Source organism: Leptotrichia sp. oral taxon 498, from assembly GCF_002240055.1.
Lineage (GTDB): Bacteria > Fusobacteriota > Fusobacteriia > Fusobacteriales > Leptotrichiaceae > Leptotrichia > Leptotrichia rugosa.
The window spans coordinates 513,314-526,082 of record NZ_CP016753.1 but is presented as its reverse complement, the minus strand read 5'-3'; the positions used below and the strand labels follow the sequence as shown (position 1 = coordinate 526,082).

The following is a 12,769-nucleotide window of genomic DNA, read 5'->3' as shown; positions in this document are numbered from 1 at the left end:
AATACACTAAATACTGTAAAATTTTATATATTTTAACAAAAAAAATAAATTTTTTGAAAGGAGAAAATGATAATATTATGTCAAAAAAAATAAAAATCACACCAGCTTCTGTAATAATTGGAGTTATTGGAGCTGTACTTATTTCTGCAAGTTCGTTTTATACTGTTTTAAAATTTGGCGCACTGCCTTGGCCGACGGTGATGGTGACACTAATTTCCATCATGGCACTAAATTTTTTCAAAAAAACTGACAGTAAAGAAATTACGGTCACTCACACAATTATGAGTGCTGGATCAATGGTTGCTGGAGGTGTAGCATTCACAATGCCTGGATACTTGATATTGGGTGGAAAACTTGAAAATATCAATAAAACTTTGCTTTTTGTGACAATTTTGCTCGGTTCCGTGTTAGGTTGTGTTCTTTCTTTTATTTTTAGAAAAAAGATGATTGAAGAAGAGAAGCTTGAATTTCCAATTGGAGAAGCGGCTTATAATTTGGTAAATTCGGATAACACCAAAAAAGATGGACTTTTTGTCGGATTAGGAGTTCTATTTAGCACAGTTGTTTCCATTTTGAGAGATATTAACTTTACTAAAGGAAAATCTCCAATTATTCCAACGCTAATTTCTACAAAAAATGGATTTTTAAGCTTTTATGTTTCGCCACTTTTAGTTGGAATTGGCTATATTTTAGGATTTTTAAACACTTTTATCTGGTTTTTAGGAGGAGCCTTAGTTCATTTTATAGCACAGCCCTTGGCAATTTCAAAAAATATAAAAGATTTTGATCTTATGAAAAATAGTTTTGGAATGGGAATTGTTGTCGGAATTGGATTTGGAGTAATTGTAAAACTGATTTTTTCTAAATTTAAAAAAGAGAAAAAAAGCACTTCTATATTTTCAAAAAAATTATTTACTTATTTTTTAATAACAGTTTTATTAATTACTTTTATTTATAAATTGCCAATTATCTTAGCATTTGTTCTTTTAGTAATTTGTATTTTATGTACGATAATCGCTGGATATTCGACTGGAAAAACGGGCGTGAATCCGATGGAAATTTATGCAATTATCACAATTTTAATAATTTCTTTTTTAGGAAAATTAAAATTTTTAAACTTTGCTTTTTCCACAAATTTTTCAACACTTTTATTATTTTTTTTAGCGTGTATCGTCGCAGTAGCTTGTGGACTTGCGGGAGATATTTTAAATGACTTTAAATCGGGTTATAAAGTAAAAACTAATCCGAAAGAGCAATTTTTAGGAGAACTTATAGGAGCTATCGTGAGTTCAGTTGTCATAACCTGGCTATTTTTCGTATTTTTTAATATTTATAAAAATATTGGTCCTAAAGAAAATTCAGAGTTAATAGTGCTTCAAGCTTCAATCGTCGCTTCAATTATAAATGGAATTCCATTTATTCAGTTTTTCTTTACAGGACTTTTAATCGGTTTTGCACTTTATATGTTAAATTTTCCTGTGCTAACTTTTGGAATAGGAATTTATGTCCCATTTTACTTGACTTTACCAGTATTTTTAGGTGGACTTCTAAATTTAATCTTTGGAAAAATTTCTACTAAATTTTCACAAAAATTTATGATGTTTTCAAACGGATTGATGTCAGGTGAAGCAATTATCGGAGTGATAATTTCACTGATTGCATATTATTTTATATTATTTCGCTAAAAATTAAAACATGACGAGAGGTGATTAAATTGATTTTAGGATTTGACATTGGAAATACACACATTGTTCCAATTTTTTACAGCGACGAAGGAGAAATTTTAGCTTCTTTTAGAATTCCTACAAATTTAACTTATACGGAAGACACTTTTTTTGCTGTGTTAAAGACGTTATCTGAAAATAGTAAAATAGATATTTATAGAACTCAAAGTATTATTGTTTCTTCAGTTGTGCCACATATAAATGAAATTTTTTACTATTTTGGAAAAAAATATTTTAAACTTACATCAAAATTTATTTCGCTAGAAAATACAAAAAATGAAATTATTTTTTCAGAGAATTTTGAGCGTGGATTGGGAGCTGACAGGATTTGTGACATTTTGGCTCTTAAAAAAACTTATAAAAAAAATGAATTTGTTGTAATTGATTTTGGCACAGCAACTACTTTTGATGTGATAAAAGACTCAGTTTACTGTGGTGGCTGTATTTTACCTGGCATCACGCTTTCAATAAATGCGTTATTCACAAATACAGCAAAATTGCCAAAAGTTTCATTTGAAAACTCAAATTCAGCACTTGGCACAAATACGACGGAGCAAATTAATGCGGGAATATTTTTTGGAAATGTTGGAGCAATAAAAGAACTTATTTTTCAGTACAAAAAAGATTTTCCAAACGCTTGTGTGATAGCGACAGGTGGACAAGGTAAAAAAATTTCTGAATATGTTGAAACAATAGATGAATATATAGAAAATTTAGGTGCTAAAGGAATTTTTGAGTTTTATAGACTAAATAAAGATTAATTTTTTTTATTTTTAAAAATTTTTTGAATTAAAATAAAATAGGTGAACTACTCCCGCTTTTAGAAGCGGGAGCTTCTTGGGAAGTACCTGCTTTTGCTAGCCAAATATATTTACCAAGCTCTTCGGGCAGTCCCTGCCCTGTTTTTTTATTTCCTAATATTTCAACATTTCTTTTCCAATATCTCTTATATTCAGCGCCGCATTGTAATCTCTATCAATTTCAATTCCACAGCACTCACATTTATAACTTCTTTCTGATAATTTCAGTTCCTCTTTAACGTTTCCACATTTACTACAAGTTTTCGACGACGGAAACCACTTATCTATTTTTAAAAATTGCTTTCCTAAAAACATCAACTTATACTCAAGCATTCTCAAGAACATTCCCCACCCATTATCTCCTACACTTTTCCCAAAATTTAATGCCTGGCTCATCCCTTTCATATTCAAATTCTCAACAACCACAGCATTATATTCTTCAGACAATTTTTTTGATAATTTATGTAGAAAATCTCTTCGACAATTTTTGATATATTCATGCAATTTTGATATTTTCATTTTTTGTTTATACCAATTTTTAGAAAATTTCACTTTTCTCGATAATGATTTCTGTAATTTTTTCAATTCTTCTTCCAACATCCTAAAATATCTTGGATAATCAGCTTTTTGGTTTTCAGAACTGACAAATAATTCAGACATTGAAAAATCAAGCCCAATTACTTTATCATTACTTGGGATTTTTTGAATTTCTTTTTCAAATTCCGTCAAAACAGAAACATAGTAATTTCCATTACTGTTTGTCAATGTTACCGACTTTATTTTATAATCCTTTGGCATTTCTCTATGATATTTTAATTTAACTTTTTTCAATTTTGGCAAAACTAAATATTTATTTTCCTCAATTCGGATTGAATTATTCACACAATTTGTCGTGTAACTTTTAACATTATTCTTTTTAGATTTGAACTTTGGAAACTTTGCTCTCTTCTGAAAAAAATTCGTAAACGATCGTTTTACATTCAATTGAGCATTTGAAAGTGCCAGACTGTCCACTTCTTTTAAAAATTGATTTTCACTTTTCAAACTGGCAGGTGTAATTATTTTATTTTTTCCAGTTTCTTCATAAATTTTATTAGCAGTATACAAGATTGTATTGTAGACAAAACGAACACATCCAAAAGTCTTATTTATCAATAATTCCTGCTCCTTATTTGGATAAATTCTGTATTTGAATGCTAAATTATATTTCATGAAATTACACCTCCTTTTGATTTTGAATATTATTTCTAATTATTTCTCTTCAATATTTTATACAAAAATTGTATCATAAGCGTCTCCTTTTTTCAATAAAAAAGCAATTCATCTCCCACTTATAGAAAGCCTACGACTTCTTGCTATCTTTTTGTTAAAAGTTGAAAAGTTTTATTTTCTTGATTTGATAGATAACTTTTACTTCAATTAAATTTAAGAGTAAAAAAAAGATTTTGAATAAAAAATAGGGGGGATATAATCCCCTTATTTTATAATTTTATCAATAACGCCTCCACCTAAACATTCTTCACCATTATAGGCAACCACAATTTGTCCTAATGTCACCGCTTTTTGTAGAGAATCAAAAATCACTTCGTATTTTTCGCCATCCAATTTATTAATTGTCGCTTTTGTATCAGCTTGTCTGTATCTGAATTTTACCGTACATTCTAGTGGAAATGAAACATCATCAGGATTAATAAAATTAAAATCTGTCGCAATCATTCCTTTTGAATAAAGCAAAGAATTATCACCTTGTGTAACAATTAACTGATTTTTTTCCAAATCTTTATCCACAACAAACCAAGGTTCTCCAGTTCCTTCTTTCGTATTTCCAATTCCAATTCCCTTTCTTTGACCAATTGTGTAATACATAAGTCCGTGATGTTTTCCTAAAACTTTTCCTTGAATATTTACAATTTCTCCATCTTTTGCAGGTAAATATTTGGACAAAAATTCATTAAAATTTCTTTCTCCAATAAAGCAAATTCCTGTACTGTCCTTTTTTTTCGCAGTCGCTAAATTATATCTTTGTGCTATTTCCCTAATTTTTGGTTTTTCATAATCTCCAATTGGAAATAGCACTTTTTCCAATTGCTCCTGATTTAATTGGCACAAAAAATATGTCTGGTCTTTGTTGTCGTCAATTCCACGAAGCATGGTTGACTTAATTTTGCCATTTTCATCTTTTTCGTGAATTATTCTGGCGTAATGTCCTGTCGCCACATAATCTGCTCCAATTTTCATCGCATAATCCAAAAATGCTCTAAATTTAATTTCTTTGTTGCACATCACATCAGGATTAGGAGTTCTTCCTCTTTTATATTCATTTAAAAAGTAAGTGAATACTCGGTCCCAATACTCTTTTACAAAATTTACTGAATAATATGGAATCCCCAGTTGCTCAGCCACAGCAATCACATCTTTGTAATCTTCCTCAGCCATGCAAACCCCATTTTCGTCTTTTTCTTCCCAATTTTTCATAAAAACTCCGATGACTTCATAACCTTGTTCTTTTAATAAAATTGCCGCAACAGAAGAATCCACTCCACCTGACATTCCCAAAACAACTTTTTTCTTTTTCATATATATTTTTCTCGCTTTCTGTTTTTATTTTTATATGCAAATAATAACATTAAGTATTTTATTTGTCAATTATTTTGAAACTTTTAGATTATATTAATTAATTTATATTTTCTTTTTAGTCTAGTTTTTCTTTTTTCTTAGTAGGAATATTATCGGAATATTTCTGCGTTCTGCCTTATGAAAAAAATAATATTATATAAAATAGCATTTTACAGTCAAAAATAAAAAAACATTGAAATCAAAAACATTTGGAAAAATAAAAATGTTAAGGTATAATTAAGCAAGAGAATTTTAAATTTAAAAGGAAAATTTTATGGATAAAGAGGAATTGGCACAAGATATTTTGGAATTTCTTGGAAATAGGGAAAATGTTGAAGAAAATACGACTTGTATGACAAGGTTAAGAGTGAAAGTCTCTGATTTTTCAAAAGTGAATGTAAGTGAATTAAAAAAAGTTGATGGAGTACTTGGCGTTGTCTGTAATGGAAATTTGGTGCAAATAGTTTTGGGAGCGGGAAAAGTTGATAGAATTGGGAAAAATTTTTCAGAATTGACAAAGCTTTCTTTGAATGAAAGCCGAAGCAATGATAACAAAAAAGTTGATATAAAAAATGAAGATATAAAAAAATATTAATGAAGAATAAAAAAAATTCTAAAAATAATGGAAAATTTCAGTTATTTTTTCAAAAGATAGCAAATATATTTGTACCACTACTTCCTGCAATTATTGCGGCTGGACTGCTGCAAGGAGTAACAAATACAATAGATATAGTATCTTCAAATTTTCAGACAATTTGGTGGTATCAACTGTTAAAGATGATTAGCTGGATAAGTTTTACCTATCTTCCAATTTTTGTGGGAATTAACGCTACAAAGGAATTCGGAGGAACTGCGATTTTAGGCGGAATTATTGGAGCTTTATTTGTTCAAAATGAAAATATGCCGATTTTAAAAAATATTGGAAATATTGGAAAAATGATCTTACCAATTGTTAATAAAAATTTTTATGTTGGTGCAGGAGGACTTTTTAGCGCACTATTAGTTGGATTTTTTGTTGCATTTGTTGAAAAAAATGTACGAAAAATTGTGCCAGATATATTATCAAAAATTTTAACTCCTGTTTTTACATTGATTATATGTGGAATAATAGCTATTTTAGTAATTTTGCCACTAGGTGAGATTATCACAAAAATTTTATTTTTATTTTTAAATTTTATTTATAATAAGACAGGGATTATAAGTGGATTTGTCATATCAGCATGCTTTTTGCCACTGGTGTCAATGGGACTTCATCAGGCGCTGATTCTGATACATATTTTATTAAACGACCCATTAGGAGCAACAAAAGGAATAAATTATTTTTTGCCAATTATGATTACCGCTGGTGGTGGTCAAGTTGGAGCGGGAGTTGCACTTTACGTAAAGACTAAAAATAAAAAATTGAGAAAAATATTAAAAGATACAATACCTGCTGGCATTTTAGGAATGGGAGAACCTCTGATGTACGGAGTAACGCTGCCATTAAAAAAGCCTTTTGTAACAGCGTGTCTTGGTTCAGGATTTGGAGGAATTGCTGCGGTAATGCTGCATTTGGGAACAATAACTCAGGGAGTTTCAGGACTACTTGCACTTTTAATAGTTATTCCTGGAAGTCAGCTTTTATTTCTTTTAGCTATGTTTTTTTCATATTTGGGAGGATTTGTACTTACATATTTTTGGGGAGTTGACGAAGGGAAGATTTTTGAGATGTATGGGGAAGTGGGGAAATAAAATAATGTTTAAATAGAGAAGATTTTTTTAAATATGTAAAAGAATACTTGGGAATCAAAACGAGAGGAGATTTTATAAAAATGTCACAGAAAAAAGAAAAAAAAGGACTTAAAATAGTAACAATTGGAGGTGGTTCGAGTTATACTCCAGAACTGATTGAAGGGTTTATTAAAAGAATAAAAGAATTGCCTGTTACAGAAATTTGGCTTGTGGATATTGAGGAAGGGAGAGAAAAACTGGAAATAGTCGGAAATTTGGCTAAAAGAATGGTTAAAAAAGCAGGGATTGACTGCGAGGTTCATCTGACTTTGGATAGAAAAAAAGCTGTAAAAGATGCGGATTTTGTGACAACACAGTTTCGTGTGGGACAACTTGCTGCTAGAATTAAAGATGAGAGAATTCCTTTTGAAAACGGCCTTCTGGGGCAGGAAACAAATGGAGCAGGAGGAATGTTTAAAGCGTTTCGGACAATTCCTGTGATACTTGATATTGTTAGCGATATTAAAGAATTAGCACCGAATGCGTGGCTTATCAATTTTACAAATCCTGCGGGAATAGTAACCCAAGCAGTTTTAAATTACACAGATTTTGATAAAATCGTTGGACTTTGTAATATTCCAGTTCATACGCAAATGGATTGCGCAAGTCTTTACGAAAAAGATGTAACCGAGTTTAGATTTCAGTTTGCTGGATTGAATCACTTTGTCTGGTATAGAGTTTGGGATAAAAACGGAAATGAATTGACAGCGGATTTGTGGGAAAAAAGGCAGGATAAAAAAAATCTTGGAGTAAAAAATATCGTGAGTATCAATTATGACTATGACCAAATTAAAGATTTGGGAATGCTTCCGTGCGATTATCATAGATATTATTATTTGCAAGATGAAATGTTAAAAGAAGGATTGAAGTCGTTTAAAGAAAAAGGTACGAGAGGAGAAATTGTTAAAAAAGTTGAAGAAGAGCTGTTTGAATTGTACAAAGATGAAAATTTGTCAGAAAAACCAAAACAGTTGGAACAGCGAGGAGGAGCATATTATTCTGATGCGGCCTGTGAACTTATTAGTGCAATTTATAACGATAAAGGGATAATTATGGCCGTAAATACTAGAAATAAAGGTGCAATTTCAGATTTGCCATACGATGCGGCGGTGGAAATATCATCATACATCACAGCAAATGGACCTATACCCATAACTTTTGGAAAATTCCCAAATGCAGGACAAAGAGGTTACATTCAGCTGATGAAAGCAATGGAAGAACTTGTGGTAAAAGCCGCAGTTACAGGAAATTATTACACAGCACTCCAAGCGTTTACAACAAATCCATTGGTGCCTGGAACAACTGTTGGAAGAAAGGTTTTAAACGAATTACTGGACGCACACGAAAAATATTTGCCACAGTTTAGGGATTACTATGAGAATAGGGAGAAATATAGAAAATAAAGGAGAAAAAATTAATGGATAACGAAAAAATGGAAATGGTAGTTTTTGATATTGTAAATAGTGCAGGAACAGCAAAAGGACTGGCTTATGAAGCACTTGATGAAGCTTTTAAAGGAAATTTTGAAAAAGCTGAAAAACTTTTAAAGAAAGCAGATAAGGCACTACTTGCAGCGCACAATGTTCAGACAGAAATTATACAAGATGAGGTAGAGGGACGAGGAATAGCGCCAACAGTGTTATTTGTCCATTCGCAGGACCATCTTATGACGGCAATTGAAGCAAAAACATTGATTGAAGAAATGATTAAAATGTGTAAAAGAATTAATGTATTGGAGAAAAAGATTAAATAAATTGATTTTAAAGATAGATTTTTTAAACGCTCTTATTTTAAGTAATTGAATTAAGGAATTTATTTTTAAAAAATATATAATTTAAAAAAATTAGGAGGAAAAAAATGAAAGTATTATTTGTATGTTCACTTGGAATGTCAAGTGCAGTGGCGGTAAACGCATTAAAAAAGGAAGCCAAAGAAAAAGGAGTTGAAATTGAAGTAAAGGCAGTAAGTACGCAGCAATTTGAAGAAGAAGTGAAAAATGGGTATGATGTCGCAATGGTCGCTCCACAAATTAGACATAGATTTGACACATTAAACGCCTGTGCCAAAGAAGCAAAAGTTCCTTGTGCTATGATTACGCCACAGGGATATAGTCCACTTGGAGGGCCTAAATTATTAAAACAGATACAAGAAATTTTGAGTTAATTTTTAAAATTTGTAAAATGAATAGATTTGAAATTTGATTAAATTTTTGATGTTGATTTAAAAAATTTTGAAATTTTAATTTTTTAAAATTATAAAATTGATTATATAAAATAAATTAAAGAAAGGAAATAAAAATTATGATAAATTTGGAAAAACTTTCAATGAATATGGCAAAAATATCGGAGCAAAGACATTTAAGAGCAATTCGTGATGGGATTGTATCGACTTTGCCATTGATTATAATAGGTTCAATATTTTTGATTATAGCAATTCCGCCGTTTCCAAAAGACTGGGCAATTTCGATATTAGCTAAAAAACATGCGGCACAAATATTGCTGCCATTTCGTATGACAATGTTTATTATGGGACTTTATGCGGTTATAGGAATAGGTTATAGCCTTGCAAAATCGTATAAATTGGACGGAATTACAGGTGCAATATTGTCAGTGTGTGCATTTTTACTTACATTAGTGCCTAAAGTGATAAATCCAATAGAAACTATAACTCAGACTGTTGGAGGAAAAGCGGTTCAAGTTGTGGTAGCGGAAGGGACAAAAGGTTCGCAGTTTTTGCAAGAAGATTTAGGTTATGTGATGCAAATGTCAAATTTGGGTTCAGCAGGACTTTTTGTTGGAATAATTGTTGCAATTTTTGCGGTTGAAGTGTATCGTTTTACGACAAAGACTGGATTTAGAATAAAAATGCCTGATGCTGTGCCGGAATCAGTTGCTCGTTCTTTTGAAGCGTTGACACCTGCGGCAATAATTATCTTTACTTTGACGATTATCACTTATTGGTTAAAAATTGATTTGCACCACATAGTTGGATTAATTGTAACACCGTTTTTAAAATTGAGTGATTCGTGGTTTTCAGTTGTAGTAATCGTATTTTTAATAACATTTTTTTGGTCTTTTGGAATTCATGGAGATTCCATCATAGGTTCGGTTGTAAGACCGCTGTGGCTTATGTTATTGGAGCAAAATGCAACAGCCCTTGCAAATGGGAAAGCCATTCCGCATATCGCAGCAGAACCTTTGTACCAGTGGTTCATCTGGATTGGCGGTTCAGGGACAACTATAGGACTTGCACTTTTAATGCTTTTTAAAGCAAAATCATCTTACGGAAAAGCGTTGGGAAAAGCAGTTATTTTACCAGCAATATTTAATATAAACGAACCTATAATTTTTGGTGCGCCAATTATGTTAAATCCGACACTGCTTCCTCCATTTATCATAGTTCCCATTGTAAATGCTTCAATTACTTATTTTGCGATGTCTATGCACTGGGTAAATCGTGTAACTTCCACGCCACCTTGGACACTGCCGTCGCCAATAGGAGCATTTCTAGCTACAAACGGAGATTTTAGAGCAGTAATTTTAAATATTATTTTAATAGTAATTTCTATTGTAATTTATTATCCTTTTTTTACCGCCTACGAAAAAAAATTATTAGTGGAAGAAAAAGCCGAAAAGACTGGAGAAGAATAGATGAAAAAATTGGGAATTTCAATTTATCCTGAAAAGACAACTGAAGAAAAAATTATAAAATATATTGACAAAGCCAGTAAATCTAGCTTTTCTAGAATATTTAGCTGCTTACTTTCTGTAACTGAAACAAAAAAGCAAATTATGGAAAAATTTACACGGATAAATGAGTTTGCAAAAGAAAGAGGTTTTGAGATAATTTTAGATGTCAGTCCCAAAATTTTTGATGATTTGAAAATAAGTTATGACGACTTGTCTTTTTTTAAAGAAATAAAGGCGGATGGAATTAGGCTAGATGTAGGATTTACAGGGTTGCAAGAGAGTATTATGACTTTTAATGAAGAAAACTTAAAAATTGAAATAAATATGAGCAATAATACTCATTATATTGATACAATTATAGATTATCAGCCAAACAAAACTAACTTAACTGGCTGCCACAATTTTTATCCACATGTTTACACAGGTTTGGGATTAGATTTTTTTCAAAAATGTACAAAAAATTTTACAAAACACGGTTTGAGAACTGCGGCGTTTATTACTTCACAAGCCAAGGATACTTTTGGACCGTGGCCTGTAACGCAGGGGCTTCCAACTCTTGAAATGCACAGAAATATGCCGTTAATTGTCCAATTTAAGCATTTAGTGGCATTAGGAAACATAGACGATATAATAATTTCAAATTGTTATCCGACAGATGCTGAGCTAGATGAATTTAAAAAAGTGCGGAAAGACATGGTAAGTTTTTCGGTAAAACTTGAAAAAGATATTCCAGAAATTGAGAAAAAAATAGTTTTGGACGAATTTCACTACAACAGAGGAGATACTTCAGAAAACTTAATCCGTTCGTCAAATAGCCGTATAAAATATAAAAATCACAATTTCAAAGTATTTAATGCTCCTAAAATTATAAAAAAAGGTGATGTAATAATTGAAAGCAGCGAATATGGGCATTACGCAGGAGAATTAATGGTTGCAAAAATTGACATGAAAAACACTGGAAAATCAAATGTTGTGGGAAGAATTACGGAAGAAGAAATATTTTTAGTTGATTATATAAAGGCTTGGCAAAAGTTTTGCTTTATAGAAAGCTGATTGCTGGTGTGAAAAAGGAGGAAAAATGCTGGAAAATTTGACGACAGAAAGACGGAATGAAAAGACTGAAAATCTTGATGAGTTAAGTACAAAAGAAATTTTAAGAATAATGAACGAGGAAGATAAAACTGTTCCAGCTGCGATAGAAAAAGAGCTTGGTAAAATTACAGAAGCGATAGAAATTATAAAAGATAAAATAAGTTGTGGTGGAAGACTTGTTTATCTTGGTGCAGGAACAAGTGGAAGACTTGGAATACTGGACGCTGTAGAATGTGTTCCGACATTTAGCACAACAGATGAAGTTCTGGGAATTATTGCAGGGGGTGAAAAAGCTTTTGTAAAAGCGGTAGAAGGCGCAGAAGATTCACTCACATTGGCACAGGAAGATTTAAAAAAAATAAATTTTAGTCAAAATGATGTGATTTTTGGAATCGCTGCGAGCGGAAGAACCCCTTATGTAATCGGCGCTTTAAAATATGCCGAAAGTGTTGGAGCAAAAAAAATAGCATTAAGTTGTAACAAAAATTCCAAAATTTCAAAATATGCAGATGTTGCAATAGAAGTTGACTGCGGTCCAGAAATTCTTGCTGGTTCAACAAGATTAAAAGCGGGAACAGCTCAAAAATTGGTGTTGAATATGATTTCAACAGGAACAATGATTGGACTTGGAAAGGTCTATAAAAATCTGATGGTCGATGTGAAGCCGACAAACGAAAAACTTGTGGAAAGAGCAAAGGGAATAATTGCCAAAGTTACAGGAGTTACAGGAGAAGAAGCGCACAAATATTTGCTAGAAGCCAATAAAAATGTAAAAGCGGCAATAACAATGATACTTACAAATTGTAGCTACAAAGAAGCAGAAGAAAAGCTGAGATTAGCAAAAGGATTTGTAAAAAAAGTAAAATAATATCGAATTATTTTTGTGAAAATATGGTAAATTTAGCCATTAAAATATAGTTTTTTTGTATGATAAAAGTGAAAAAAGTAATTTAAAATATATTTGCTTTTATAAAAAATATGGGGTATAATATTTGTGGACTTAAGATTACAATATTAAAATGATTACAAACAAAATGCAAAGTAAAAAAAATTTTTTTGAAAGGAAGTTTATAATATT

The 12,769-nt window shown here is 31.2% G+C and carries 12 protein-coding genes; 10 read left to right on the top strand and 2 right to left on the bottom strand.

Going from position 1 to position 12,769, the window contains the following annotated elements; translation table 11 throughout:
• The first annotated feature begins 77 nt into the window (after window positions 1-77).
• Complete coding sequence (locus tag BCB68_RS02410) at window positions 78-1,685, top strand: OPT/YSL family transporter (RefSeq protein WP_094079380.1); 1,608 nt, start codon at window positions 78-80, stop codon at window positions 1,683-1,685.
• 20 nt (window positions 1,686-1,705) lie between these two features.
• Window positions 1,706-2,485, top strand: a complete 780-nt coding sequence (locus tag BCB68_RS02405) for a type III pantothenate kinase (protein ID WP_335621987.1) — start codon at window positions 1,706-1,708, stop codon at window positions 2,483-2,485.
• A gap of 153 nt (window positions 2,486-2,638) precedes the next feature.
• Here the strand turns inward: BCB68_RS02405 and BCB68_RS02400 are convergent, their stop codons facing one another.
• The gene (locus tag BCB68_RS02400) at window positions 2,639-3,736 is read right to left on the bottom strand and encodes an RNA-guided endonuclease TnpB family protein (RefSeq protein ID WP_094079378.1); all 1,098 of its coding nucleotides are present in this window, start codon (window positions 3,734-3,736) and stop codon (window positions 2,639-2,641) included.
• A gap of 264 nt (window positions 3,737-4,000) precedes the next feature.
• Window positions 4,001-5,101, bottom strand: a complete 1,101-nt coding sequence (gene mnmA / locus BCB68_RS02395) for a tRNA 2-thiouridine(34) synthase MnmA (protein WP_094079377.1) — start codon at window positions 5,099-5,101, stop codon at window positions 4,001-4,003.
• 313 nt (window positions 5,102-5,414) lie between these two features.
• On the opposite strand from mnmA, the gene BCB68_RS10700 reads away from it, so the two are divergent.
• The 8 genes from BCB68_RS10700 to murQ all read left to right on the top strand — a co-directional run bounded on the left by BCB68_RS10700 (window position 5,415) and on the right by murQ (window position 12,559).
• Window positions 5,415-5,735, top strand: a complete 321-nt coding sequence (locus BCB68_RS10700; protein ID WP_216639359.1) for a PTS transporter subunit EIIB — start codon at window positions 5,415-5,417, stop codon at window positions 5,733-5,735.
• Window positions 5,735-6,871: a PTS transporter subunit EIIC gene (locus tag BCB68_RS02390; RefSeq protein WP_216639358.1), complete on the top strand. Its 1,137-nt coding sequence runs from the start codon at window positions 5,735-5,737 to the stop codon at window positions 6,869-6,871. The genes BCB68_RS10700 and BCB68_RS02390 overlap by 1 nt, the downstream gene beginning before the upstream one ends.
• A gap of 80 nt (window positions 6,872-6,951) precedes the next feature.
• Window positions 6,952-8,313 carry a 6-phospho-beta-glucosidase gene (locus BCB68_RS02385; protein ID WP_094079376.1) on the top strand — a complete coding sequence of 454 codons (1,362 nt, stop codon included), beginning with the start codon at window positions 6,952-6,954 and terminating at the stop codon, window positions 8,311-8,313.
• Window positions 8,314-8,327: 14 nt separating this feature from the next.
• Window positions 8,328-8,663: a PTS lactose/cellobiose transporter subunit IIA gene (locus BCB68_RS02380; RefSeq protein ID WP_068158299.1), complete on the top strand. Its 336-nt coding sequence runs from the start codon at window positions 8,328-8,330 to the stop codon at window positions 8,661-8,663.
• Window positions 8,664-8,767: 104 nt separating this feature from the next.
• Complete coding sequence (locus tag BCB68_RS02375; protein ID WP_094079375.1) at window positions 8,768-9,073, top strand: PTS sugar transporter subunit IIB; 306 nt, start codon at window positions 8,768-8,770, stop codon at window positions 9,071-9,073.
• Between the two features lie 137 nt (window positions 9,074-9,210).
• Window positions 9,211-10,560, top strand: a complete 1,350-nt coding sequence (locus tag BCB68_RS02370) for a PTS sugar transporter subunit IIC (RefSeq protein ID WP_094079374.1) — start codon at window positions 9,211-9,213, stop codon at window positions 10,558-10,560.
• On the top strand, window positions 10,561-11,652 hold the full coding sequence (locus BCB68_RS02365; protein WP_094079373.1) for a DUF871 domain-containing protein: 1,092 nt from the start codon (window positions 10,561-10,563) through the stop codon (window positions 11,650-11,652).
• A gap of 25 nt (window positions 11,653-11,677) precedes the next feature.
• A complete protein-coding gene (murQ, locus tag BCB68_RS02360) occupies window positions 11,678-12,559 on the top strand; it encodes an N-acetylmuramic acid 6-phosphate etherase (protein ID WP_094079372.1) in 882 nt (293 codons plus the stop codon).
• Window positions 12,560-12,769 lie beyond the last annotated feature (210 nt).